The 24,320-nt window shown below is 70.7% G+C and carries 28 protein-coding genes; 8 read left to right on the forward strand and 20 right to left on the reverse strand.

Annotated elements, in window-relative coordinates; translation table 11 throughout:
• Positions 1-5: 5 nt before the first annotated feature.
• Positions 6-848 carry a YdcF family protein gene (locus ACLBXO_RS00490; RefSeq protein ID WP_447684143.1) on the forward strand — a complete coding sequence of 281 codons (843 nt, stop codon included), beginning with the start codon at positions 6-8 and terminating at the stop codon, positions 846-848.
• On the opposite strand, the gene ACLBXO_RS00495 is transcribed toward ACLBXO_RS00490, so the two are convergent.
• The 6 genes from ACLBXO_RS00495 to ACLBXO_RS00520 form a co-directional block, all read right to left on the reverse strand.
• A complete protein-coding gene (locus ACLBXO_RS00495; RefSeq protein ID WP_447684144.1) occupies positions 770-1,093 on the reverse strand; it encodes a DUF3253 domain-containing protein in 324 nt (107 codons plus the stop codon). The two genes, ACLBXO_RS00490 and ACLBXO_RS00495, sit on opposite strands and share 79 nt — an antisense overlap.
• Entirely contained in the window at positions 1,090-1,863 is a 774-nt protein-coding gene (locus tag ACLBXO_RS00500; RefSeq protein ID WP_331318056.1) for a DUF599 domain-containing protein, read from the reverse strand. Before ACLBXO_RS00500 ends, ACLBXO_RS00495 begins: the two co-directional genes overlap by 4 nt.
• A 79-nt stretch (positions 1,864-1,942) precedes the next feature.
• Positions 1,943-2,227 (reverse strand): acylphosphatase, encoded by a 285-nt coding sequence (locus ACLBXO_RS00505; RefSeq protein WP_331318055.1) that lies wholly within the window; start codon positions 2,225-2,227, stop codon positions 1,943-1,945.
• 56 nt (positions 2,228-2,283) lie between these two features.
• Complete coding sequence (locus tag ACLBXO_RS00510; protein ID WP_331318054.1) at positions 2,284-3,132, reverse strand: formate/nitrite transporter family protein; 849 nt, start codon at positions 3,130-3,132, stop codon at positions 2,284-2,286.
• 146 nt (positions 3,133-3,278) lie between these two features.
• The gene (locus tag ACLBXO_RS00515; RefSeq protein WP_447684145.1) at positions 3,279-3,710 is read right to left on the reverse strand and encodes a gamma-glutamylcyclotransferase family protein; all 432 of its coding nucleotides are present in this window, start codon (positions 3,708-3,710) and stop codon (positions 3,279-3,281) included.
• A gap of 31 nt (positions 3,711-3,741) precedes the next feature.
• Complete coding sequence (locus ACLBXO_RS00520) at positions 3,742-3,864, reverse strand: hypothetical protein (RefSeq protein WP_331299137.1); 123 nt, start codon at positions 3,862-3,864, stop codon at positions 3,742-3,744.
• 6 nt (positions 3,865-3,870) lie between these two features.
• Between ACLBXO_RS00520 and ACLBXO_RS00525 the strand changes: the two genes are divergently transcribed.
• Complete coding sequence (locus ACLBXO_RS00525; RefSeq protein ID WP_447684146.1) at positions 3,871-4,080, forward strand: hypothetical protein; 210 nt, start codon at positions 3,871-3,873, stop codon at positions 4,078-4,080.
• 39 nt (positions 4,081-4,119) lie between these two features.
• On the opposite strand, the gene ACLBXO_RS00530 is transcribed toward ACLBXO_RS00525, so the two are convergent.
• The 3 genes from ACLBXO_RS00530 to ACLBXO_RS00540 all read right to left on the reverse strand — a co-directional run bounded on the left by ACLBXO_RS00530 (position 4,120) and on the right by ACLBXO_RS00540 (position 7,405).
• Positions 4,120-6,123: an acetyl/propionyl/methylcrotonyl-CoA carboxylase subunit alpha gene (locus tag ACLBXO_RS00530; protein ID WP_331318050.1), complete on the reverse strand. Its 2,004-nt coding sequence runs from the start codon at positions 6,121-6,123 to the stop codon at positions 4,120-4,122.
• A 100-nt stretch (positions 6,124-6,223) separates the two neighbouring features.
• A complete protein-coding gene (locus ACLBXO_RS00535; RefSeq protein ID WP_331318049.1) occupies positions 6,224-6,664 on the reverse strand; it encodes a hypothetical protein in 441 nt (146 codons plus the stop codon).
• A gap of 162 nt (positions 6,665-6,826) precedes the next feature.
• Positions 6,827-7,405: a L,D-transpeptidase gene (locus ACLBXO_RS00540; protein ID WP_029357405.1), complete on the reverse strand. Its 579-nt coding sequence runs from the start codon at positions 7,403-7,405 to the stop codon at positions 6,827-6,829.
• Between the two features lie 191 nt (positions 7,406-7,596).
• Here ACLBXO_RS00540 and ACLBXO_RS00545 point away from each other — a divergent pair, with 191 nt between their 5' ends.
• Together ACLBXO_RS00545 and ACLBXO_RS00550 are read left to right on the forward strand one after the other, a co-directional pair.
• Complete coding sequence (locus ACLBXO_RS00545) at positions 7,597-8,526, forward strand: histone deacetylase family protein (RefSeq protein ID WP_447684147.1); 930 nt, start codon at positions 7,597-7,599, stop codon at positions 8,524-8,526.
• A gap of 131 nt (positions 8,527-8,657) precedes the next feature.
• The gene (locus ACLBXO_RS00550; RefSeq protein ID WP_331318045.1) at positions 8,658-9,275 is read left to right on the forward strand and encodes a LysE family translocator; all 618 of its coding nucleotides are present in this window, start codon (positions 8,658-8,660) and stop codon (positions 9,273-9,275) included.
• 20 nt (positions 9,276-9,295) lie between these two features.
• Here the strand turns inward: ACLBXO_RS00550 and ribB are convergent, their stop codons facing one another.
• The 4 genes from ribB to ACLBXO_RS00570 form a co-directional block, all read right to left on the reverse strand.
• On the reverse strand, positions 9,296-10,372 hold the full coding sequence (gene ribB / locus ACLBXO_RS00555) for a 3,4-dihydroxy-2-butanone-4-phosphate synthase (protein WP_331318652.1): 1,077 nt from the start codon (positions 10,370-10,372) through the stop codon (positions 9,296-9,298).
• A gap of 34 nt (positions 10,373-10,406) precedes the next feature.
• Entirely contained in the window at positions 10,407-11,507 is a 1,101-nt protein-coding gene (gene aroC / locus ACLBXO_RS00560; RefSeq protein ID WP_331318044.1) for a chorismate synthase, read from the reverse strand.
• Positions 11,508-11,610: 103 nt separating this feature from the next.
• Positions 11,611-12,228 (reverse strand): DUF3578 domain-containing protein, encoded by a 618-nt coding sequence (locus ACLBXO_RS00565; protein ID WP_447684148.1) that lies wholly within the window; start codon positions 12,226-12,228, stop codon positions 11,611-11,613.
• A complete protein-coding gene (locus tag ACLBXO_RS00570) occupies positions 12,225-13,358 on the reverse strand; it encodes an anhydro-N-acetylmuramic acid kinase (protein ID WP_447684149.1) in 1,134 nt (377 codons plus the stop codon). The genes ACLBXO_RS00565 and ACLBXO_RS00570 overlap by 4 nt, the downstream gene beginning before the upstream one ends.
• A 123-nt stretch (positions 13,359-13,481) precedes the next feature.
• Between ACLBXO_RS00570 and tyrS the strand changes: the two genes are divergently transcribed.
• Both tyrS and ACLBXO_RS00580 read left to right on the forward strand, forming a co-directional pair.
• Complete coding sequence (gene tyrS / locus ACLBXO_RS00575; RefSeq protein ID WP_447684265.1) at positions 13,482-14,753, forward strand: tyrosine--tRNA ligase; 1,272 nt, start codon at positions 13,482-13,484, stop codon at positions 14,751-14,753.
• A gap of 32 nt (positions 14,754-14,785) precedes the next feature.
• Entirely contained in the window at positions 14,786-15,469 is a 684-nt protein-coding gene (locus tag ACLBXO_RS00580) for a response regulator transcription factor (protein WP_331318039.1), read from the forward strand.
• Positions 15,470-15,484: 15 nt separating this feature from the next.
• Here the strand turns inward: ACLBXO_RS00580 and tatC are convergent, their stop codons facing one another.
• From tatC to argS, 6 genes are all read right to left on the reverse strand, one after another.
• On the reverse strand, positions 15,485-16,285 hold the full coding sequence (gene tatC / locus ACLBXO_RS00585; RefSeq protein WP_331318038.1) for a twin-arginine translocase subunit TatC: 801 nt from the start codon (positions 16,283-16,285) through the stop codon (positions 15,485-15,487).
• Positions 16,282-16,881, reverse strand: coding sequence for a Sec-independent protein translocase protein TatB (tatB, locus tag ACLBXO_RS00590; protein ID WP_331318037.1), 600 nt, complete (start codon positions 16,879-16,881; stop codon positions 16,282-16,284). Before tatB ends, tatC begins: the two co-directional genes overlap by 4 nt.
• 103 nt (positions 16,882-16,984) lie before the next feature.
• A complete protein-coding gene (locus tag ACLBXO_RS00595) occupies positions 16,985-17,257 on the reverse strand; it encodes a twin-arginine translocase TatA/TatE family subunit (protein WP_331318036.1) in 273 nt (90 codons plus the stop codon).
• 157 nt (positions 17,258-17,414) lie between these two features.
• Positions 17,415-18,419 carry a beta-N-acetylhexosaminidase gene (gene nagZ, locus ACLBXO_RS00600; RefSeq protein WP_447684150.1) on the reverse strand — a complete coding sequence of 335 codons (1,005 nt, stop codon included), beginning with the start codon at positions 18,417-18,419 and terminating at the stop codon, positions 17,415-17,417.
• Positions 18,420-18,670: 251 nt separating this feature from the next.
• Positions 18,671-20,050, reverse strand: coding sequence for an SPOR domain-containing protein (locus tag ACLBXO_RS00605; RefSeq protein ID WP_447684151.1), 1,380 nt, complete (start codon positions 20,048-20,050; stop codon positions 18,671-18,673).
• A gap of 47 nt (positions 20,051-20,097) precedes the next feature.
• Positions 20,098-21,849, reverse strand: coding sequence for an arginine--tRNA ligase (gene argS / locus ACLBXO_RS00610; protein ID WP_447684152.1), 1,752 nt, complete (start codon positions 21,847-21,849; stop codon positions 20,098-20,100).
• Between the two features lie 279 nt (positions 21,850-22,128).
• Here argS and ACLBXO_RS00615 point away from each other — a divergent pair, with 279 nt between their 5' ends.
• Positions 22,129-22,551 (forward strand): hypothetical protein, encoded by a 423-nt coding sequence (locus tag ACLBXO_RS00615; RefSeq protein WP_447684153.1) that lies wholly within the window; start codon positions 22,129-22,131, stop codon positions 22,549-22,551.
• A 24-nt stretch (positions 22,552-22,575) separates the two neighbouring features.
• Here the strand turns inward: ACLBXO_RS00615 and ACLBXO_RS00620 are convergent, their stop codons facing one another.
• A complete protein-coding gene (locus tag ACLBXO_RS00620; protein WP_447684154.1) occupies positions 22,576-23,826 on the reverse strand; it encodes a deoxyguanosinetriphosphate triphosphohydrolase in 1,251 nt (416 codons plus the stop codon).
• 153 nt (positions 23,827-23,979) lie between these two features.
• Here ACLBXO_RS00620 and ACLBXO_RS00625 point away from each other — a divergent pair, with 153 nt between their 5' ends.
• Positions 23,980-24,306, forward strand: a complete 327-nt coding sequence (locus ACLBXO_RS00625) for a HesB/IscA family protein (protein WP_020092036.1) — start codon at positions 23,980-23,982, stop codon at positions 24,304-24,306.
• Positions 24,307-24,320 lie beyond the last annotated feature (14 nt).

Consider the following 24,320-nt stretch of genomic DNA (forward strand, 5'->3'; position numbering starts at 1 on the left):
GCCCCGTGTTCTTCCCCGCCTCGAAGGTGATCTTCTTCCTGATCACCCCGTCGAATCTCTGCATCTTCGCGATCCTGCTCGGGATCGCCGTCGCGGCGGTGACGCGCTGGCGGAGAAGCGGTCTCGGTCTGGCGCTGCTGGGCACCCTCCTGCTCGGTGCGGCCGGACTGGCGCCCCTCTCGGACGTGGCCCTGATCCCCCTCGAGGAGCGCTTCCCGGCCTATCCGGATGACGGCCCGGCCCCGACCGGGATCATCGTGCTGGGCGGCGGCATCGAGGCGGGCCTCTCGGAGGCGCGGCGTCAGATCGTCGTCAACGATGCCGGGGAACGGCCGATCTATCTCGGCGACCTCGCCCGGCGCTTCCCGGCGGCGCGACTGGTCTTCTCCGGCGGCAGCGGCTTCATCGCGGGCGGCATGGCCGAAGCCGACATCGTGAGCCGGCAGGCGGACGTGATCGGCGTTCCGCGGACGCGCCTGATCCTGGAGAATCGCTCCCGCAACACGCACGAGAACGCCGCCTTCTCGGCGGCCCTGGTCCATCCGAAGCCCGGCGAGCGCTGGCTGCTCGTGACGTCGGCCTGGCACATGCCCCGGGCGGTCGGCTGCTTCCGCCAGGCCGGCTTCACGGTGGATGCCTTCCCGGTGGATTACCGGACCCGCGGCTGGAGCGACGTCGCCCATTTCCACGGTTTCGCGTCGGACGGGCTGCTCCAGTTCGACCTGGCCGTGAAGGAGTGGATCGGCCTCCTCGCCTATCGGCTGTCCGGCTACACGCCGGACTGGCTGCCGGGCCCGGATCCCGCGGGCGCCGAGCCCGCGCCGGAGGCCGGCAGCGACAGGCGGTAGATGCCGCGGAAATCGTCAGGATCCACGGGCTTCCCCTTCCGCAGGATCGCGATCCGCCCCGCCTGGGCGAGCCGCACCGCGACCCGTCGCACGGGCTGCATCAGCGGGCCCCAGCCGTCCGGGTGCGGGCCGCCGAGGGCCCGGGCGACCTCCGACGGGCAGACGGTCTTGTCGGCACCGCGCTCGGCCACGAGGTGCAGCATCGTCGCCTCGATCGCGGCGTCGTCGGGGCGTGGGTCGGTCATGTGCGGGCCTCCTCGGCGGGCGACAGGAGTGGGGCATCGAGCGGTCCCTCGTGGGGCCCCTCCCCGGCCTCCAGGAGCGCCTTGCGGATCTCTGAGGCGAATTGGCGACGCCACATGATGATCACGACCGCGGTCGTCGAGACGAACAGCACGTAGGGACTGATGAACCAGCCGAGATAGGCGAGCGCAAAGAAGAACGCGCGCTGTCCGCGGGCGAAGTGACGGCCGGCGCTGACGTTCATGGCCGCGAGCCGCCGCACCGCCCGCAGCATCTCGACCTCGCTCGTGCCGGAACCCTTGTGCGGGACCGCGCCGAGCAGGATCGCCGTGTAATTGAAAAGCCTGTAGGCCCAGGCGAATTTGAAGAAGGCGTAGACGAAGATCAGCGCGAGCCCGGCAACCTTCAGTTCCCAGGTCAGGCGGTTGGCCACCGTCCCGAATGGCAGCGTGGCGAATAGGTTCAGGACGTCGTCCCCTGAGCGCGACAGGGTGAGGACCGAGCCCAGGGCGATGAGCGAGGTCGAGGCGAAGAAGGCCGTGCCGTTCTGCAGCGAGGCGTTGATCTGCGTGTCGACCACCCGGTTGTCGCGGCCGATGACCTGGCGCGCCCAGTTGGCCCGGTGCCCGTTCATGATCTGGCTGAGGGAGACCATCCTGCCGCGCAGCCGGCCCACCGACAGGCCGTAGGCGATCCACGCGAGGATGAAGTAGAGCAGCGCCGCGAGATCGAGGTGCGAGAAGGCGGCGCTGCCGGCGGACAGGTCGGTCATGGTCTCCGGATGGCGGATACGCGAGGGGGCGGTCCGCCATATCAGCCCGCGGGCGCGCGCTGAACCCGCGTCGCCGGATTCAGTCGTGCAGGATCCGGAACGCGCCGGCGGTCGGCACGTCGCCGCCGTCCCGCGCGGCCACGTCGTCCACGCGCGCGCCGGGCGGGCCCGACCGGCACAGGGCCTCCATCTCCGCCACGGCCTCCGGCGGGCCGCTGAAGACCGCCTCGACCGAGCCGTCGTCACGGTTGCGCACGGAGCCGGAGAGGCCGCGGGCGCGGGCCTCAAACTGCGTCCAGGCCCGGTATGACACGCCCTGCACGCGACCGGTGACGATGACGGAGATCGTCCGGGTCTCACTCATGCGGGCGCGGTCTCGTCTGACGGGGCCCGCCCCGGGTGGCGCGGGCCGGAGGTGTGTTACTCGGCCGCGATCGGGCGACGGACGCCGGAACCCAGGGCTTGGCTCCGCGTCGCGCCCGTGCGGACATGGGTGGAGTAGAGCATCAGGCCGGTGAAGGCGATGCCGCCCACGATGTTCCCGATCAGCGTCGGGATCTCGTTCCAGAGCAGGTAGTCCATGACCGTCAGGTGGCCGCCCATGAGGATCGCCGACGGGAACAGGAACATGTTCACCACCGAGTGTTCGAAGGTCATGAAGAAGAACACCGTGATCGGCATCCACATGGCGATGACCTTGCCGGGAACCGAGGTCGACAGCATGGCGCCGATGACGCCGGTCGAGACCATCCAGTTGCACAGCATGGCGCGCACGAAGAGCGTCAGCATGCCGGAGGCTCCGTACTTCTCGTAGCCCAGGGTGCGGGCCTCGCCGATGCCGGCGATGAGCTTGCCGACCGCGTTCGGTTCGGTGGCGAAGCCGAAGGTGAAGACGATCGACATCATCACCGCGGTGGTCAGGGCGCCCGCGAAGTTGCCGAAGAAGACCAGCACCCAGTTGCGGGCGACGCCGGCCACGGTGACGCCGGGGCGCTTGTCGATGAGGGCGAGCGGGGTGAGCACGCAGACGCCGGTGAACAGGTCGTAGCCGAGCAGGTACAGCATCGAGAAGCCGACCGGGAACAGCAGCGCCGCGACCAGGGGCTGTCCGGTCGTCTGGTTGATGGTCACCGCGAAGGCGGCGGCGAGCGCCAGGATCGCGCCGGCCATGTAGGCCCGGATGAACGTGTCCTTGGTAGCCATGAAGACCTTCGCCTCACCGGCATCGACGGCCTTCTTCACGAAATCGGCGGGCGCCAGATACGACATGCACAACTCTCCCTCGCGGGCGCACGCCGATCGTCGTTGACCGACGGGCGCGCCGCGCAATCGCGGATGGCCGGACGGGCGCGGTGCTGCCGCTCGCCCTCCAGCTCGATCGTGGACAAGCATGTCGCGTACCAACTGCGCGGCGTTCAGGCGGGCAGCCCGCGCGCCCAGGTGCCGAGTTCCCGGATGTAGACGGGCGGCAGCTGCGCCGCGTGCGCCGCCGCGACGACCGCCTCCAGGTATCCCGGCCTCGGACGGCCGGGCGCGGTCGAGCATCCGCGATAGATCAGGGCACGCTTGACCCCCTCCCCGGTGCGGACCGGCAGCGCCGCCTTGGTGTAGAGGCCCCCGGCGACGCCCTCGAAGCGGTCGAGGGCCGGGATGTCGTCGGGCGCGAGTTCCCAGAGCACACCCCAGACGGTGCGCCGGGGATCGGGCACGACGGACGCGTAACCCTCGCGCATGATGATGAAGCGGTGGTTCGGCAGATGTCCGCCGCTGATCAGCCGCGAAACCGGGCAGCGCAGCGCCATCGCGGCGGCGTCCATGTTGGCGCCGTAGGCGAAATAGAGGGGCATGCAGCCGCGATTCGTCGGCCGAGCTTCGGACTTATTGACCCGACTCGCGCTCGTCCCGCTGCACAGACCACTCGTTCGCCCGCATCGCCGCATAGGCGAGCGCGAGCGTGATGGCGGGGATCACGAATGTCACGAAGATCTCGCCCGAACTCATGGTCTGATGCTCCGAAGCACGCGCCTCCCGATCCAATGTAAGCCCATCGCCGCGCAAAGCCAGATCGCCGCGAAGAAGGCGGTCGCCGGCCGTAGGACCGGAGCATTCGCGATCCCGAAGCTCATGGCGGTGATCGGCGTGACGAAGCCGATCACCGCGAAAGCGACCGCGATGTTGTTCAGCGCCGTCGCTAGCAGCTTGGTCTGCTCGTTGTGAACCGCAGTCCCGGCTCCGACCGCGACGCGCGCCCCGCGATCAGGCGAATTCCAGGATCACCGCGTCGACGGCGAGGCTGTCGCCCTCCTTGGCGTGGATCTTCCCCACCGTCGCGTCGCGCTCGGCGCGGAGGACGTTCTCCATCTTCATCGCCTCGACGACCGCGATCGGCTCGCCGTTCTTCACCTCCTGGCCCTCGGTGACGAGGATCTGCTTCACGAGGCCGGGCATCGGGCAGAGCACCTGCTTGCCCGAGCCCGCCTGCTCCTTCACCGGCATCAGGGCGGCGAGTTCCGCCTCGCGGCGGGTGTAGACCCTGGCCTCGGCGGCCGCGCCCGCGTGCTGCAGGAACACGCCGTTGAGCAGGCTGCGCACCTGGATCGCCACGCGCTCCGAGCCGATCGTGCCGATCCAGACCGGCTCGCCCGGCCGCCACGCGCTGGCCACGGTGAGCGCCGTGCCGTCGTCGCGGGTCACGAGGATGTCCTCGCCCTCCGGCTCGACCGTCACCGGGAAGGAGTGCCCCGCCAGGATCACCACGCGCTCCCGCTCGAAAGCGAACAGGCCGGGCGCGCGCATCTGCCCGGAGATGCCGCGCTTGCGCTGGTTGAGCTTGTGGTCGATCGCCGCCGCCGCCGCCATCATGCGGATCGCCACCGGGCCGGCAGGCTCCGGCGCCGTGAAGCCCTCGGGGAATTCCTCGGCGATGAAGCCTGTGGACAAGCGGCCTTCCTGCCAGCGCGGATGGGCCATCAGCGCCGAGAGGAACGGGATGTTGTGGCGGATGCCGTCGATGGCGAAGGCGTCGAGGGCCTCGCCCTGCGCGGCGATCGCCTCGGCCCGGGTCGGCGCCCAGGAGACCAGTTTGGCGATCATCGGGTCGTAATGGATGGCGATCTCGCCGCCCTCCTCCACGCCGGTATCGTTGCGGATGATCGCCGTGCCCTGCTGGCCCTCCTCCGGCGGACGGTAGGTGGTCAGCCGGCCGATCGAGGGCAGGAAGTTGCGGGTCGGGTCCTCGGCGTAGACGCGGCTCTCCACCGCCCAGCCGTTCAGCTTCACGTCGTCCTGGGTGATCGGCAGCTTCTCGCCGGCCGCGACCCGGATCATCAGCTCGACGAGGTCGAGTCCGGTGATCATCTCGGTGACCGGATGCTCGACCTGCAGACGGGTGTTCATCTCCAGGAAGTAGAAGGACTTGTCCTGCCCGGCGACGAACTCGACCGTGCCGGCCGAATCGTAGTTCACCGCCTTGGCGAGCGCGACGGCCTGCTCGCCCATCTTTCGGCGGGTCTTCTTGTCGAGGAGCGGCGACGGCGCCTCCTCGATCACTTTCTGGTTACGGCGCTGGATCGAGCACTCGCGCTCGCCGAGGTAGACGACGTTGCCGTGCTTGTCGCCGATCAGCTGGATCTCGATGTGGCGCGGGTCGGTGATGAACTTCTCGATGAAGACGCGGTCGTCGCCGAAGGAGGAGGCTGCCTCCGACTTGGCGCGGGCGAAGCCCTCGGCCACCTCGTCGCCCGAGAAGGCGATGCGCATGCCCTTGCCGCCGCCGCCGGCGGAGGCCTTGATCATCACCGGGTAGCCGATCTCGTCGGCGATCTTCCTGGCGTGCTCGGGTGATTCGATCACGCCGAGGAAGCCCGGAACAGTCGAGACCTCGGCGGCGGCCGCCGCCTTCTTCGACTCGATCTTGTCGCCCATGGCGGCGATGGCCCCCGGGTTGGGGCCGATGAACACGATGCCGGCGGCCTCGAGCGCCTTCGGGAAGGCCTCGCGCTCGGAGAGGAAGCCGTAGCCGGGATGGACGGCCTGGGCGCCGGTCCTCTTGCAGGCCTCGACGATCTTCTCGATCACGAGGTACGATTCGGAGGCGGCAGCGGGCCCGATATGCACGGCCTCGTCCGCCATGGCGACGTGCACGGCGTCGCGATCGGCATCCGAGTAGACCGCTACGGTCTTGATGCCCATCCTCCGGGCCGTCTTGATCACCCGGCAGGCGATCTCGCCCCGGTTGGCAATCAGGATCTTGTCGAACATCGCTGGCGCACTGCTTTCGAGATCGCCGGATTGCGCACCGGCTTGACTGTCCCGATAGATCAGTTGCGTCGCGGACGGAAGCTGCGCCTTGGTCTGAGGTTCAGGCGGCCAGGGCGAAGGTCATGCGCGGGGCCTCGACCGTGTCGCGGACGCGACGGTTGGCCTCGAGGGCGAAGGCGACCAGTGATTCGGCGCTGCTCTCGGCCTCGCGGACGACTTCCATGGCGATCCGGGCACCCACGGCGCTCGGGCCGTCGCGGCCGCTGAGCGAGGCGGCGAGCCACGCGGCGACGTCGCGGTCGATGTAGCCGGTCGGGCGCGAGCCCCACACCGCGAAGTCGACGACCGAGGCGACCAGGAAGTCGGCGAAGGCGTCGGAACCGATCACCGCCCGCTCGAGGGCGATCAGCAGGTCGGCCTCCTCGCGGTTCATAAGGCCGTCCGGGAGGACCTCGCGCTTCAGGACGAGCAGATCCTCGTCGCTGATCGTGCCGGCCGAGACAGCATGGTTGCAGAACTGTTGAACGGAAATGGTGGTCATGATCGCCTGCCTCCTCGACCTTTGTTGCGGTCGGCTCTAGTCCCTGTGTGTCTTCAACTTACGGGACCGCTCCCCTTCCAGAGGTTAATGGCGAGATCTGAACGGAAGTTCAGGTAAACACCCCCCGAGCAAGCAGGCTTATTGGGACGTTGACCGGTTGCGTTACCGGACGATGACCGTCGCCCCGACGGGCACCCGGTTGTAGAGGTCGACCACGTCGATGTTGCGCATCCGGATGCAGCCGGAGGAGACCGCCTGGCCGATCTTCTCGGGCTCGTTCGTGCCGTGGATCCGGTAGAGCGTGTCCCGGCCGCGATCCGACAGGTACAGGGCGCGGGCGCCGAGCGGATTCATCGGGCCGCCCTGCATGGCGTGGACGTGCGGCCAGCGCCGGATCATCTCGGCCGGCGGGTTCCAGGCCGGCCACTCCGCCTTGCGGTCGATCCGGGCGGTGCCGGTCCAGCCATACGCCTCGTCGCCCACCGACACGCCGTAGCGCATCGCCCGGCCGTTCGGCAGGACGAGGTAGAGCTGGCGCTCCTTGGTCTCGACCACGATCGTGCCGGGCGCTTCCCGGGTCGGGTCGGCGATCTCGTAGCGGGCGAAGTGCGGATCGAACTCGGCCTCGGGCACCAGGGCCATGTACTCGGCGTCGCGGGCCGAGAGCGCCGGATCGGGCACGCCCTTGAAGGTGCAGCCCGCCAGCAGCAGGGCGCAGCCGAGTACCGAGATGATGCGCATGTCCCCGCCTCGAAGATCGTCGCGGCCGCGGACGGAGCGCGAGGATCGCTGATCCGGGTCCGTTCCGTGGAAGAATCACGCAACCATAAGGGGGCAACGGCACCCCGCCGTAGTCCGCGCGTTGGGCCCGTGGCACATTGCCGGCTCCTGTTGCCGCTGCGCGACAGGCGAGCATCCCGGGAGCGACCCTCGTGACCACCCTCTACGTGAGCCATCCCGCCAGCTTCGATCACGAGGTTCCCGAGGGGCATCCGGAGCGGCCGGCCCGGATGCGCGCGGTCGAGCGGGCCCTGGAGGACGAGCGCTTCGCCGGCCTCGTGCGGGCCACGGCGCCCCGCGGCGAGATCGAGGCCGTCACCCTCGCGCACCCGCGCGAGTACGTGGACGCGCTGGTGGCGGCGGTGCCGGAGCACGGCATGGTCGGCATCGATTCCGACACGATCCTGTCGGCGGGCAGCCTCGAGGCGACGCTGCGGGCCGTGGGCGGCGGGATGCACGCCGTCGACGCCGTCGTCGGCGGCGAGTGCCGCAACGCCTTCGTGGCCATGCGCCCCCCCGGCCACCACGCCGAGCGGACCCGCGCGATGGGCTTCTGCCTGTTCAACCACGCCGCCATCGCGGCCCGCCACGCCCGGCAGAAGCACGGCGCCGAGCGGGTGGCCCTGGTGGATTGGGACGTCCACCACGGCAACGGCAGTCAGGACATCTTCTGGGACGACGCCTCGGTGCTCTACTGCTCGACCCACCAGATGCCGCTCTATCCCGGAACCGGATCGCCGTCCGAGCGGGGCGAGAAGGACACGATCGTCAATGTCCCGTTGCGGCCGAACGACGACGGCGAGGTGTTCCGCGAGGCGTTCGAGACCGGCATCCTCTCCCGCCTGGAGACGTTCCGGCCGGACGTGATCGTGATCTCCGCCGGCTTCGACGCGCATCGGCTGGACCCGCTCGCCAACCTGCGCCTGGAGGCCGAGGATTTCGGCTGGGCGACTCGCCGCCTGATGGACTTGGCCGAGCGCTGCGCGGGCGGCCGGGTCGTCTCGATCCTCGAAGGCGGCTACAGCCTCGAGGGGCTTGGGAAGTCGGTGGCCGCCCATGTCGACGCGCTGATGGGCCGCTGACGGGGCGGCGTTGCGGTCGTGCGGCGGCACGCGATACTCGGCGCTTCGGAGGAGATCGCTGCCATGCCGCCACGGAGCCGACCGAGCCCGTCACTGCGGAGCATTTCCGTCTCGACCGCGGGCCTCGGTCGATGACGCTCGCGGGCTTCCTGACCTACGCGCTGGCCCTCGGGGTCGCCGCGGCGATCCCCGGGCCCGGCGTCGTCGCCCTCGTCGCCCGGGCTCTGGGCTCGGGTTTCGGCGCCGCGATGGCCTTCTCGCTCGGTCTGATCCTCGGCGACCTGACCTATCTCGCCGCCGCGATCTTCGGCCTGTCGCTGATCGCGGAGGCGCTCGGGGCGGTCTTCGTCGTCGTCCGCTACGGCGCGGCACTTTACCTTGCCTACCTGGCGTTCCGGCTCTGGCGCGCGGCCGGAGCGGCGGCCGGGGTCGGGGGTCAATCGCGGGACCGGCCGTTGACGAGCTTCGTCGCGGGGCTGACCATCACCTTGGGCAATCCGAAGACGATCGTCTTCTACCTCGCGATCCTGCCAACGCTCGTGGATCTGCGCGGCGTCACGGCGGCGGATTGCGTCACCCTTGTCGTCATCACGGCCGCGATCCTCTTCGCCGTGATGACGCCCTACGCGGCGCTGGCGGCGCGGGCGCGCGAGTCCCTCCGGCGGCCGGCCTTTCGCGCGAGGCTGAACCGCGGCGCCGCGGCGATCATGGCCGGCGCAGCGGTCTGGACCGTCCTGCGCCGCGCCTGACCGGGGCTCCCTTCCGGGTCTCAGGCCTCCAGGGGCTCGTCACCCAGGAGCTCGATACCGAAGCCCGAGAGGCCGACATAGGAGCGGGACGAGGTGGCGAGGTTGCGGATGGAGACCACGCCGAGATCGCGCAGGATCTGGGCGCCGAGCCCGACCTCGCGCCACTGCCGCGCCCGGAGCGCCTCCGTTCCCTCGTCGGTGACGCTCTTGACGGGGACACCCGCGGTGCCGTCACGGAGATAGACCAGAACGCCGCGCCCGGCCGCCGCGAAGCGCTTCAGCACGGCGTCGATCTGCGCGCCGCCGCCGATCACGTCGGCCGCGACGTTGGAGCGGTGCAGGCGCACCAGCACGTCGCGGCCGTCGCCGATCTCGCCCATCACGAACGCGAATTGCTGGATCGACTCGAAGGGCGTCGAGAAGACGTAAGCGTTCAGGTCGCCGTGGTTCGAGCGCACCGGGAAATGTCCGACGCGCTCCACCAGACGATCGCGGGCCTGCCGATAGGCGATCAGGTCGGCCACCGAGACCTGCTTGAGGCCGTGCGTCTCGGCGAAGGCCTCGATCTGGGGCCCCTTCATGACGGTGCCGTCGTCGTTGGCGAGCTCGCAGATCACGCCCACGGGCGGCAGCTCGGCGAGGCGGCACAGGTCGACCGCGGCCTCGGTATGGCCCGAGCGCATGAGCACACCGCCGTCGCGGGCGATCAGCGGGAAGACGTGGCCGGGCCGTACGAAATCGCCGGCGCCCATGTTGCCGTTGGCCAGCGCCCGCACGGTGTTGCAGCGCTGCTCCGCCGAGATGCCGGTCGTCAGCCCGTGCTTGACGTCGACCGTGACCGTGAAGGCCGTGCCCAGCGGCGCGTCGTTCGACGCGACCATCGGGGCGAGGTGCAGGCGCCGCGCCTCGCTCTGGGTAATCGGCGCGCAGACGATGCCGCAGGTGTTGCGGATGATGAACGCCATCTTCTCCGGCGTGCAGAGCGAGGCGGCGACGACGAGGTCGCCCTCGTTCTCGCGGTCGTCGTCGTCGGTGACGACCACGATCTCGCCGCGGGCGAAGGCCGCGATGGCCTCGGTGACGGTGCAGTGGGGCACGGGCATTCTCAGGTCGTTGAGGCGAGGGCCAGGATCAGGGCTGCTGCCCGACCTGCCCGCGATGGCGCAGATAGTGATCGGCCAGCACGCAGGCCATCATGGCCTCCGCGACCGGTACGGCGCGGATGCCGACACAGGGATCGTGCCGGCCCTTGGTGACGAGATCGACCTCGCTGCCGTCGCGGGTGACGGAGCGGCGCGGGGTCAGGATCGAGGAGGTCGGCTTCACGGCGAAGCGCACCACGACCGGCTCCCCGTTGGAGATGCCGCCCAGGATGCCGCCCGCGTGGTTCGCCAGGAAGCGCGGCCGGCCGCCATTGCCGGCCCGCATCTCGTCCGCGTTGTCCTCGCCGCGCAGGGCCGCCGCCGCGAACCCGTCGCCGATCTCGACGCCCTTCACGGCGTTGATCGACATCATCGCGGCGGCGAGGTCCGCGTCCAGCTTGCCGTAGACCGGCGCGCCGAGGCCGGGCGGCACGCCCTCGGCCACCACCTCGATCACGGCGCCGACCGACGAGCCGTCCTTCCGGAGCCCGTCGAGATAGGTCTCGTAGAAGGACGCCGTCTCGGCATCGGGGCAGAAGAACGGGTTGCTGCCGACCGCGTCCCAGTCCCAGCGGGACCGGTCAATGGCGTGCGGACCCATCTGCACGAGGGCCGCCCGGATGGTTACGCCCGGGATGACCTTGCGCGCCACCGCGCCGGCCGCGACCCGCGCGGCGGTCTCACGCGCCGAGGATCGGCCGCCACCGCGATAGTCCCGGATACCGTACTTCACGTCGTAGGTGTAGTCGGCGTGGCCGGGGCGGTAGCTGTCGCGGATCTCCGAGTAGTCCTTCGAGCGCTGATCCGTGTTCTCGATCATCAGCGCGATCGGCGTGCCGGTGGTGAGCTGGCGGCCGCCGGTGCGGTCGTCGGCGAAGACGCCGGACAGGATCTTGACCTGATCGGGTTCGCGGCGCTGCGTGGTGAAGCGCGACTGGCCGGGCTTCCGGCGATCCAGCTCCGCCTGAATCTCCTCGGCCTCCAAGGGCAGGCCGGGCGGGCAGCCGTCGACGACGCAGCCGAGCGCGATCCCGTGGCTCTCGCCGAAGGTCGTGACGCGGAACAGGTGGCCAAAGGTATTGTGCGACATGGCGCGGCTGCCTTAGCGCGGGAGCGGCGAGGGCACAAACGCGGCCCTTGCAGGGCGGCCGGGCAGACCCGCGCGAGGCGACGGGCCGGAGCGGCCGGCATCCTCACCGAGCCTTCGGCGAACCGGGCAGATCGAGCCCGCCCCGCGCCTTGAGCGCCCGGTACGCCGCGACCGCCGCCGCGAGATCTCGGTGCAGCCGGCGCTCATCGCCGAGATCGGCGAGGGCATAGGTGAGGCCGAGGATGTGGGCGGCCTCGTAACCCTCCGGCAACGCGCCCACGCTGCCGAGGGCGATCGTCGCGTTCGGCAGCGCTTCGGCGAAGTCCGACAGCCGCGTCCTGAGCGCGGCGCCGCTGGCGCGGAGATGGGCACCGGCCGCCGCCGGACCGTGCTCGCGGATCGCAGCCACCGTCCCCTGCACCAGCGACAGATGCACCGCCTCGCGGTGCGCCGGGAACAGGTAGACGAGGTAGTAGCCCCGCGTGGCGCTGGTGGTGACGGCGGGATCGAACACGGCGATCCAGGGGATCGCGGCCCAGCGGCTCCCGCGCCCCGGGCTGCCCTTCACCAGGAACGGTCCGTCGATCGGCTCCAGGGCGGCGCGCAGCTCGTCCGGCGCACCCCTGCGGATGACGGCGGCGAGCGGGTGGCCGGCGGGCGGTTCGAGCCGGGCGAGCGGGTATTCCTCGACGATCCGCCGGAGCGCGTAGCCGAGGCTCACGGCCGCGCCAGCACCCCGCCGGTGATGGCCTCGCGCACCCCGGTGGTCGACGGGAAGGTGATCGGCAGGCCCCGGAGCGAGCGCACCGCCAAGTACGCGAAGGCCTGCGCCTCAAGGTAGGCGGAGGACCAGCCGATCGCGTCCGCGGTCGTGATCTCGGCGCGCAGGTGGTAATTCAGGAGACGTACCAGCTCGCCGTTGCGGGCGCCGCCGCCGGCCACGATCCAGCGGGTCGGGACCTCGGGGGCGTGGTCGAGGGCGCGGGCCACGGCCCGCGCCGTGAAGGCCGTGAGCGTCGCGGCGCCGTCCTCGGTGGAGAGCTGACCCGCGAGCTTGTGGGAGAACCAGTTCCGGTCCAGCGATTTCGGCGGCTTGCGGAAGAAGAACGGGTGGGTCAGGAGCCAGGCCAGCAGCTGCTCGTCCGGGCGGCCCCGAGCCGCCGTTCGCCCGCCATCGTCGAGATTCTTGCCCTCGCGCTCCTGCATCCACTCGTCGATCAGGGCGTTGCCGGGACCGGTGTCGAAGGCGATGACGCCGCCCTTCGAGTCGATCAGCGTCGCGTTGGCGACGCCGCCGATGTTGAGGATGCCGAAGGGCCCGTCGAAGCCCGACGCCTCGGCGAGCGCCTTGTGGAAGACCGGCACCAGCGGCGCCCCCTGCCCGCCCGCCTCGATGTCGGCGCGCCGCAGGTCCGAGACGACCGCGATGCCGAGCCGGGTCGCCAGCGCCTGGCCGTCGCCGATCTGGATCGAGATCCGCTGGTCCGGACGGTGGATCACGGTCTGTCCGTGGAAGCCGATCACGTCGATCTCGGAGGCAGTGAGGCCGTGCTCCTCGAGGAAGCGCTCCACGGCCTCGGCATGGGCCAGGGTGACGAAGGCCTCGGCCTCCGGCAGCCGCCCGGGCCGATCGCCGGGATGGAGCACGGATTCGGCGTCCTTGGTGGCGGCGCGCAGGAGCGCCTTCTCGTCGTCGGCGTAGCCGCGGTAGCCGGTGGGTCCGAGCGGTTCGAGAAAGTTGTTGGGCCCCTTCACCACGTGGACGCGCTCGCCGTCGGTCTCGATCAGCGCGATGTCGACGCCGTCCAGCGAGGTGCCGCTCATCAGTCCGATCGCGCGCATCATCGCCATGCCGTGCTGCCCCGTGCCTTTCGGCCAACGCCCTGCTAAGAGCGCGCCGTATCCTGAACCCAGCGCGAGCTAGCATGCGGGGCCTCGGCCTGTCGCGCCAGCGCGCGACCCGAGATGGCATCCATGACCGCCGAGAGCTTCGCGCCGAAATCCGACTTCCTGCGGATCCTGACCGAGCGCGGCTATATCCACCAGACCTCGGACCTCGCCGGCATCGACGCCGCTGCGCTGGAGGGTCGGCTGACCACCTATGTCGGCTACGACTGCACGGCGCCCTCGCTCCATGTCGGGCACCTCCTGTCGATCATGATGCTGCACTGGCTGCAGGCCACCGGCGGCAAGCCGATCGCCCTGATGGGCGGCGGCACGACTCGGGTCGGCGATCCGTCCGGCCGCGACGAGACCCGCAAGATCCTCACCGTCGAGCAGATCGACGCCAACAAGGCCGAGATCCGCAAGACCTTCGACCGGTTCCTGCGCTTCGGCGAGGCGGCCGGCGACGCCGTGATGGTCGACAATGCCGAGTGGCTGACCAAGCTCAACTACATCGAGATGCTGCGCGACGTCGGCCGCCATTTCTCGGTGAACCGCATGCTGTCGATGGACAGCGTGCGCCTGCGCCTGGAGCGCGACCAGGAGCTGTCGTTCCTCGAATTCAACTACATGATCCTCCAGTCGTACGACTTCGTTGAGCTGAACCGCCGCTACGGCTGCGTCATGCAGATGGGCGGCTCGGACCAGTGGGGTAACATCGTCAACGGCATCGATCTCGGCCGCCGCATGGGCACGCCGCAGCTCTACGCCCTGACCTGCCCGCTGCTGACCACGTCGTCGGGCGCCAAGATGGGCAAGACCGCGGCCGGCGCCGTCTGGCTCAACCCGGACATGCTGAAGCCCTACGATTACTGGCAGTTCTGGCGGAACACCGAGGACGCGGACGTGGCCCGCTTCCTCAAGCTGTTCACCCTGCTGCCCACGGCGGAGATCGCGCGCCTCTCCGCCCTCGCCGGCTTTGAGATCAACGCGGCCAAGACTGTGCTTGCCACCGAGGCCACCGCGCTGATGCACGGCCGCGAGGCCGCGGAGGCCGCCGCCGAGACCGCCCGCAAGACCTTCGTCGAGGGGACGCTCGCCGCCGACCTCCCGAGCGTGACCGTGCCGTCAGCGACCCTGGAGGCCGGGCTCGGCGTGCTGACAGCCTTCGGACCGGAGGTCGCCAAGCTCGTGCCCTCGACCAGCGAGGCCCGGCGTCAGATCAAGGGCGGCGGCCTGCGGGTCAACGACGTGCCGGTGACGGACGAGAAGGCGGTCCTCGGCCAGAGCGACGTGACCGCGGACGGCGTGATCAAGCTCTCCTTCGGCAAGAAGCGGCACGTGCTGCTCCGGCCGGAATAGGCCCCCCGAGACTTCGACGACGGACGGCCCGCGTGAGCACAGCCCGCATCTTGGTGATCGACGACGAGCCGCCGATCCGCCGGCTGCTCCGGACTGGTCTCGGGACGCAGGACTACGCGGTCATCGAGGCCGCCGACGGGGCCGCGGCCCTCGCCGCCCTGGAGGCGGGTGGTGTGGATCTCGCGATCCTCGACCTCGGCCTGCCCGACATGGCCGGGCACGCGCTCCTGGCGGCGATCCGCGAGCGCTGGCCCGACCTTCCGGTCGTGATCCTGTCGAGCCGCGACGACGAGCGCGGCAAGGTCGAGGCCCTCGATCTCGGCGCCGACGACTACGTCACCAAGCCCTTCGGCATGAACGAGCTGCTGGCGCGCATCCGCACGGCCCTGCGCCACCGCCTCGCCATGCAGGGGGAGCGGCCTGTCTTCCGTGTCGACGACCTCTCGGTCGACCTCGTCCGTCGCGTCGTCCGGGTGGGCGATCGCGAGGTCAAGCTGTCGCCGCGGGAATACGAGTTCCTGCGCGTGCTGGTGCAGCACGCCGGCAAGGTACTGACCCACGCGCAGCTCATGCGCCACGCGCCGGCCTCGTCGGATCCGCAGTACCTGCGCGTCTACATCCGGCAGCTGCGCCAGAAGCTCGAGCCCGATCCCGAGCGCCCGAGCTACCTGCTCACCGAGACCGGCGTCGGTTACCGCCTGCGCGCCCCGGACTGATCCCGGCGCGCCGTCTCAGGGCTCCAGCCCCTCTTCGACGCGCCGCGCGGCGCGCAGCTTCTCGACTCGCGCCACCGAGAACACCGAGGCCTCGTAGAGGAGCAGCATCGGGACCGCGAGCGAGAGCTGCGAGATGACGTCCGGCGGGGTCAGGATGGCCGCGGCGACGAAGACCAGCACGATCGCGTAGCGGCGCTTCTCGCGCAGGAACGCCGCGTCGATGATCCCGATCTGGCCGAGCAGCGTGAGGATCACCGGCAGCTGGAAGGCTATGCCGAACGCGAAGATCAGCGTCATGATCAGTGACAGGTACTCGTCGACCTTCGGGAGCAGCTTGATCGTCGGCTCCCCGGCGACGCCCACCTGCTGGAGCGACACCGAGAATTTGATCAGCAGCGGCATCGCGAGGAAGAACACCACGAGCGCGCCGAGGATGAAGAAGATCGGCGTGGCCACGAGGTAGGGCAGGAACGCCTTCCGCTCGTTGCGGTAGAGGCCGGGCGCCACGAAGGCGTAGATCTGCGTGGCGATCACCGGGAAGGCCAAGAAGGCGGCGCCGAAGACGCTGAGCTTGATGTTGGTGAAGACCTGCTCGAGGAAGTGCGTGGCGATCAGCTCGGCGTTCTGTGCACCCACGATTGAAACGTATGGGTAGACCAGCACGTTGTAGATGTCGCGCGAGAAGAAGAAGCACGCGAAGAACATCAGCACGAAGGCGATCAGCGACTTGATCAGCCGCGCGCGCAATTCGATCAGGTGCTCGAGCAGGGGCGCCCGGGACGCCTCGATCTCGGCCTCGTCCGCCTCGCTGATCATCGGGCAGCCGTGCCGTTCTTGGATTCTTCAGCGGCGGGGTGTGCGGCGGACGGGTCGGGCGGAGGGCCGAACGGATCGTCCACCGAGCCGGGCACGGGCAGGGGCGCCTCCGCGACCTCGGTCGCCGCACCACGGTCCGACGCGCCGGCCGGCGTCACCGGATGCGTCTCGGCGGCGTGAGGCGCCGCCGCGGCTTCCTGCTCGGCCCTCAGCTGCGCCGTAGCGTCGGCCAGCGACCGGGTCTCGACTGGGGGAGTCTCGGGGCTGGGCATCTCCGGACCCATCTTCTCCGGACCCATCTTGGCCCGGCCCTCGACGGCGCCCTTCAGCTCGTCGCGGATCGTCTGCACCGGATTGAAGGTCGAGCCCGCCGTGCGGACGGTGTTGCGGATGCCGTCGACCTCGCGCCGGACGTCGTCGAGTTCGGCCTCGCGGATCGCCTCGTTGAACTGCATCTGAAACTCGCCGGCCATGCGGCGCAGCTTCGTGGTGATCTGGCCGACGGTGCGCAGCGCCTTCGGCAGATCCTTCGGCCCGATGACGATGAGGGCGACGCCGCCGATCAGCATCACCTCGCCCCAGCTCATGTCCAGCATGTCGTCGACGGTCCTGCTGCCCCGAGATCCGGCACGGCGGCCGGACCCCGTCAGGCTCTACACGAGCGCGCGCGCTCTGACAGTCCTACAGTCAAGCTCGCCGTCAGACCGGCTTGCGCTCGCCGCCGGGGATATGGTTCGCCGGGATCGCGGTGCCGGGGCTCGTCTCGGCAGCGTGCGGGATGGTACGGACCGGCTCCGCCGAAGGCGGCGCGGCCTGCGCCGCCGGCGGGGTCTCGTCCTCGGCCATGCCCTTCTTGAAGGCCTTGATGCCTTTCGCGACGTCGCCCATCAGGTCGGACACCTTGCCGCGTCCGAAGAGCAGCATCACGATGACCGCGACGATGACCCAGTGCCAGATACTCATGCTGCCCATGGCAACCTCCTGCGGGCGCCCCGAAGATGCGGGAGCGTGACGCCACGTCCGGTTGAGGATTTCGGGGCGAACCTAGGGATCGCGCCGCCCGAACACAAGCAGAGGCGATGCCACGGCCGGTGGAAGGCCGCGATGGAACGCCGCGCGGTGTCTCCGGTCAGGCGGCGGCGAGGGCCGCGGCGAAGCGGTCGCGAGCTTCCGCGACGTCGAGCTCGTCACCGGCGGGATCGAGACGTGCCAGCGCGGCGGCGGCGCGCCGCGCGGCCGCGCCGGTCAGTTCAGGCGCCGCCTCGGCCACGGCCTGCATCTCGTCGCGCGCGCCGTTGCAGTGGAGGCCTATGTCGATCCCCGCCGCGAAGGCGCGCTCCGTCCGGTCGCGGAACGTGCCGGTCAGCGCGTGCATGGACAGGTCGTCGGTCATCAGCAGGCCGTCGAAGCCGATGGCGCCGCGGATGATGTCGCGGATGACGGTCGCCGACTGGGTGGCCGGCCGGTCGGGGTCGATGGCGGTGAAGACCACGTGCGCGCTCATCGCCATCGGCAGGTCGGCGAGCGCCCGGAAGGTCCGGAAATCCTGCCCCGCGAGATCCGCGCGGGTCGCGTCGACCACCGGCAGGCCGTGGTGGCTGTCGCAGGTGGCGCGCCCGTGCCCGGGAATGTGCTTCATCACCGGCAGGACACCGCCGGCCATCAGGCCCTCGGCGACGGCACGTCCGATCTCGGCCACCCGCTCCGGGCTCGTCGCGTAGGCGCGGTCGCCGATGATGTCGTGCGACCCCGGCGCCGGCACGTCGAGGACGGGGGCGCAGTCGACGTTGATCCCGACCTCGGCGAGGTCGTGCGCCATCAGCCGCGCCCCGAGGCGGGCGACCGTCGCGCCGCTGCCGTTCAGGCGGCCGTAGCGGCCGCCGGCCGGGTAGGCCGGCCAGTGGGGGGGGCCCATGCGCTGGACCCGGCCGCCCTCCTGGTCGATCAGGATCGGCGCCCGATCGGAGCCGACGCAGTCGCGGAGCGCACCGGTGAGGGCGCGGACCTCCGCGGGGGTCCCGATGTTGCGCTTGAACAGGATGAAGCCCCAGGGCTTCACGTCTCGGAAGAAGGCCCTCTCGTCCGCCGTGAGCGACGGGCCGGTGCAGCCGAGGATCAGGGCACGGGAGGTCATCTGGAACGGCTCGGGAACTGCTCGGTGGCGGCGCGAAGACGGCGCGAGAACGGCGGCGGAGCCGCCGGGCGGCGCGAATCGATGGCGGCAGAGTCGGGCGGGAACGGGGAGCCGGCAAGACTAAACCGCGGCCCTGGGGCGCGGGCCGGATCGTTCGCTCCGACCGTGTTGCCGGGGGGACTCGGTCGGACGGGCGGCGCGGATCTCCGCGGACGGGCACGCCGTCCCGTCCGCGAGGTGCCGTCAGGCGGTCAGTTCTTGGCCACGAAGCACTGGCCGCCCGCGCCCTGCAGGGCGCTGCACAGGCTCGCGGCCTGGGCCTTCTCCAGCGGTCCGACGCGGACGCGGTAGATCGTCTTGCCGTTGACCTCGGCCTGCCGGATCAGCTCGGGCTTGCCGGCGAGCTGCGCGTACTTGGCCTGCATCTGGCGGAACGCGGCCTTGGCCTCGGCGGCGGAGCTGCGCACCCCGAGCTGGACCGAGAAGCCGCTCACCGGGCCGGACTTCACGGCGTCGTCGTCGGTGGTGGTGCTGGCGGTGGTGTCCGGCGCGGCCGCTCCAGCCGGCGCGACGGCGGCGATGCGCTGGGCGGCCTTCGGCGGCGGCTTGACAGCCACCGGCTTGGGCGCCGGCTGCTCGACCGCGGCTTCCGGCTGCGCGTCGACGGGCGTGGCCGTGGCCGCCGGCATGGCTGCGGCGGTCTGGCGGACGGACCTGGACTTCGGGGGCGGCGGGGCGGGCGGCTCGTCGCTCGGCAGGACCATGGTGGGGATCGGGGCCGGCCCGGCATCGGCGGCCTGCTGCTCGCGCGGCGGCGGCGCGGGCGGCGCCTCGGGCTTCACCGCGACGGTGCGGACCCGGCGCGGCTCGCCGAACGCCTCGAACGGGCCGTTGCCCGGCGTGGTGCCGCCGGGGGCGCCGTTCGGCTGCGACGGGCCCTGGGCCACCCTGGCGGCCTCGGCGACGTCGAGGGGCTGCTCCTCGCGGTTCACGATCTTGATCTGGCCATCCTTCTTGCCCTTCGGATCGTAGATCTGCCGGTTCTGATCCGGGATCTCGACACCGTCGGCGACCTTCGGTGCGACCTTGAGGGGCGTGGAATCGGCCTGGACCACCGGCACGCCGCCGTGGCCCGAATTGCTCAGGCCCTTGTAGGTGAGCGCCCCGGTGACCGCGAGCGCCACCACGGCGACGCCGGCCCCCACCGAGACGAGCCGCCGCCGCGGATTGGCGCGCCGCAGCGCGCGGCTGTCCGCGTACGTCTCCTCGTCGCCGGTCGAGGTCGGGCCGCCCTCGGGGGCGTAGCCCGCACTCTCGCGGTGCGTGTCCTGCTCCACGGAGGCGAGATACTGGTCGAACGCGTCGGCCGGGGTAGCCTTGGCGGCCTCCGGAGCGAAGCTCGGCTCGACCCGCGTATTCCAGCCGGTCTGCTGCGGCGCGGCGGGCGCCACGGCGCGCATCTCGTCGCGGGCGGCGAGCAGCGCCCGGAATGGATCGTCCTGGCCGACGATGCGGGCGAGTTCCGCCAGCGGGTCGGCCTTGCCGGCCGCCTGCGGCGCTTGGTCCTTCTCCTGACGCAGATCGCGCGCGAGGGCGTCCAAATCGACCTGAGCGCGCGAAGCGTTCGTCATGGCAGCATCCTCACATCAACGCCGAAGACCGGCCCGATGCTTCGGGCCTATCGCATCTCGTCCGGCGCGGTCACACCGAGAATCGCAAGTCCGGCCGCCAGCGTGCTCCGCAGAGCTTCAACGAGCGCCAGCCGGGCCCACGTCGACTTTCGGTCGGTTGCATTAACAAACCGTAATTGCGGCAAGTCTTTGCCCTTGTTCCAGAAACTATGCAGCGCGGAGGCCAGTTCATAGAGATGGAAGGCGATCCTGTGGGGCTCGTGCGCCAGCGCGGCGGATTCGAGGACCCGCGGGTACTGCGCGATGAGGCGCATCATCTCGATCTCGCCCGGGTCGCTCAGCACGGCGAGGTCTGCGTCGGCGGCCAGGGCGGCGGCCGAGAGGTCGGCGTCCGGGAAGGCCTCGCGCGCCTGCCGCTGCACCGAGCGGACGCGGGCATGGGCGTACTGGACGTAGAAGACCGGGTTGTCCTTCGTTTGCTCCACGACCTTGGCGAGGTCGAAATCCAGGGTCGCGTCGTTCTTCCGGTACAGCATCATGAACCGGATCGCGTCGCGGCCGACCTCGTCGATCACGTCGCGGAGGGTCACGAACTCGCCGGCCCGCTTGGACATCTTGACGGGCTCGCCTGCGCGCAACAGCCGCACGAGCTGGCAGAGCTTGACGTCGAGCGTGGCCTGGCCGTCGCTCACCGCCTTCACGGCGGCCTGCATGCGCTTCACGTAGCCGCCGTGATCGGCGCCCAGGACGTCGATCAGCTCGGTCGCGCCGGCGAGGTACTTAGCCCGGTGGTAGGCGATGTCGGAGGCGAAGTACGTGTACGAGCCGTCCGACTTCAGCAGCGGCCGGTCGCTGTCGTCGCCGAATTCCTTCGTGCGGAACAGCGTCTGCTCGCGGTCCTCCCAGTCTTCCGGCAGCTGACCCTTGGGCGGCGGCAGGCGCCCCTCGTAGACGAGGCCCTTGGCGCGCAGCTCCGCGAGCAGGGACTTCACCGCCCCGCTGTCCTGCAGCGTGCGCTCGGAGAAGAACACGTCGTGGCGGATGCCGATCGCCGCCAGATCTGCCCGGATCATGTCCATCATCATGCCGAGCGCGGTCTCACGGACTGCCGGCAGCCACTCCGCCTCCGGCTTGTCGAGCAGCGCGCGGCCGTGGGTCTCGGCCAGCGCGGCACCCACCGGCATCAGGTAGTTGCCCGGATAGAGGCCCTCCGCGATGGCGAAGGGCTCGCCCAGGGCCTCGCGGTAGCGCTGGAAGGCCGAGCGGGCCAGCACGTCGACCTGAGCGCCGGCATCGTTAATGTAGTACTCGCGGGTCACTTGCCGGCCGGCGGCGGCGAGCAGGTTGCACAGGGCGTCGCCGAACACCGCGCCGCGGCCGTGGCCGACATGCATCGGCCCCGTCGGGTTCGCCGACACGTACTCCACGTTGATCGGGCCGCCGGGCAGCTGCGCGCGGCCGAACGCCTCCGGCGCCGTCAGCGCGTCGCGCAGGACCGCGTGGAAGATCGCGGGGTCGAGCCGCAGGTTGATGAAGCCCGGCCCTGCGACGCTCGCCTCGACGATCCGCGGGTCCGCGCGGAGTTCCGCCGCCAGGGCCTCGCCGAGCGCCTTCGGGTTGGTCCGCGCTTCCTTGGCGAGCACCAGGGCGGCGTTCGTGGCGAGATCGCCGTGCGACGCGTCGCGGGGCGGCTCGACCACCACGCGGCCCAGGTCGAGGCCCTCGGGCAGGTGGCCGGCGCGGGTCAGCGCCTCCACGGCCTCGCGCACGCGCGCCTCGAACAGGGCGAAGATGTTCATGGGTCTCGATCTCGCTCGCGCGGGGGTCTCGTCGCCCGGCCCGTCCGGCCTGCGCCCGCACCGGCGGTCTAGCAAGGGGGCGGGAGGGTGTCACGGCGCCGACCCGCGCGCCGGCCCCGCCGAATCCGCGGTCGCGGAGTCGGTCCGCTAACCACGTGCGCGCCGCCGCCGCGTTATCCCGCGCGACGATTACGGATCGCCCAGTGTCCGTCTTGTCTCGCCCGAGACGAAGCAGTGTCATCGGAGTCGATCGTGAGCAGGCCGATCGCGGAGTTACTGATGAAGACCTTGACGATTGCGGGTACGGCGCTCTGCGCCCTCGTCCTGGCCGCGCCGAGCGCGGAGGCAGGCGGCTTCCGCGGCGGCGGATTCCACGGTGGCGGGTTCCGCGGCGGTTTCCGGGGCGGGTACGGCTATCGCGGCGGCTACGCGGCCCGCGGCTTCTACGGGCGCGGCTACGGATACCGCGGTGGCTACGGTCGTGCCCTCGGCTACGGGCTGGCCGGCGCGGGGATCGGCCTCGGGCTCGGGCTCGCCGCCGGGAGCGTCTACGGCGGCTACGGGTATGGTGCCTACGGCTACGGCTACCCGGCCGCCTACGGCGGTTACGGCTACGGCTATCCCGCCGCCTATGGCGGCTACGGTTACGGCGGTGGCTACGGCGGGTGCTACGGCAGCTTCACCTGCGGCTGCGGCTGCTGATCCGAACCGCCCCGCGCCGGGCCCTTAGGGCTCGGCGAGGGGCAGCCCTCGGCTGGGCAGCTCCCAGTGCAGGTCCGGCGTCGTCGCGTGGAGCTTGCGGTGCGCCAGGACGGCGTAGGTGTCGGTCATGCCGGCGATGTAGTCGGCGACCCGGCGGGCGACCCGGGCCTCCGTGGCCCCGTCGAGACCGGCGCTCCACTCCTCCGGCATCCGGGACGGCACCGCTGTGAACGCCGCGAACAGGTCGTTGACGATGGCGTCGGCCTTCTTCCGCACCGCGACCACGCCGGGATGCCGGTACATCCGCTCCCACAGGAAGCGCATGATGTCGGCGTCGGCCGCCGCGATCTCCGGTGAGAACGCGATGACCGGCTGATCCGCGTTGCGGATGTCCTCGACGCGCTGCGGATCCAGGGCGGCGATGCGGCGACCGCCCTCGCGGATGACGTCCTCGACGAAGCGGGTGATCACCCGTCGGGCCAGCTCATGGATCATCCGCGACGGCTCCAGGCCCGGATGCAGCCGGTCGATCTCGCCGAGCAGCCCGGCCAGGAACGGGACCGCCCGCAGTTCCGGGATCTCGAACAGGCCGGCGCGCAGCCCGTCGTCGAGGTCGTGGGCGGCGTAGGCGATGTCATCCGCCAGGGACGCGGCCTGGGCCTCGGGGCCGGCCTGGCTCCAGAGGTCGAGGGGATTCAGCGCGTCGTATTCCAGGATCGCTGCCGCGATACCCCGGGCGGCGTAGCGGGGCGTCGGCCGGCCGTCCTCTGCGGTGAGCAGCGGGCCGTTGTGCTTGACGAGGCCCTCCAGCGTCTCCCAGGCGAGGTTCAGCCCGTCGAAGCCGGCGTAGCGCCGCTCCAGTCGCGTGACGATCCGCAGCGCCTGGGCGTTGTGGTCGAACCCGCCGTGGCGGGCCATGCAGGCGTCGAGGGCGTCCTCGCCGGTATGGCCGAAGCAGGTGTGGCCGAGGTCGTGGCTGAGGGCCAGCGCCTCCGCGAGGTCCTCGTCGAGCCCGAGGGCGCGGGCGAGCGCCCGGCCGATCTGGCTCACCTCCAGGGTATGGGTCAGGCGGGTGCGGTAATGGTCGCCCTCGTGATGCACGAAGACCTGCGTCTTGTGCTTCAGACGCCGGAACGCCGTCGAGTGGATGATCCGGTCCCGATCGCGCTGGAAGTCGCTGCGGGTCGGAGATCCGGCCTCCGGGATCAGGCGTCCCCGCGTCTGGGCCGGATCGGTGGCGTAGGGCGCGCGCCAGCGCTCACCGTTCGGTCGCACGGGATCCGCTCTGAAACGCACGCACCCTGGTCATGACGGCTCCCCGCCCGGCGCGTTGCGGCGCCGGCTTGCGGCCCATATCTTGTGGGCCGAGGCGCCTTCGGCAACGGGCCGGGCGCGCCGTCCACTGAACGAATGCGTGGCCAGAGACCGATGGCTGAGATCACCCTGACCGCCCGCGCGGCCAAGCGCATCAACGAGATCATGGTGGCGGAGCCGGCCGGCTCGTCGCTGCGGATCAGCGTCAATGGCGGCGGCTGCTCGGGTTTCTCCTACGCTTTCGACATCACCCGCGCCCGGGAGGCGCAGGACGTCGCGATCGAGCGCGACGGCGCCACCGTGATCGTGGACCCGGTCTCGCTCGAGTACATGAGCGGCTCGACCATCGATTTCGTGAACGACCTGATCGGCCAGTCCTTCAAGATCGAGAACCCGCTGGCCACCGCGTCGTGCGGCTGCGGAACGTCCTTCTCGTTGTAGCGCCCGGCGTGGCG

The organism is Methylobacterium sp. C33D, assembly GCF_053345825.1.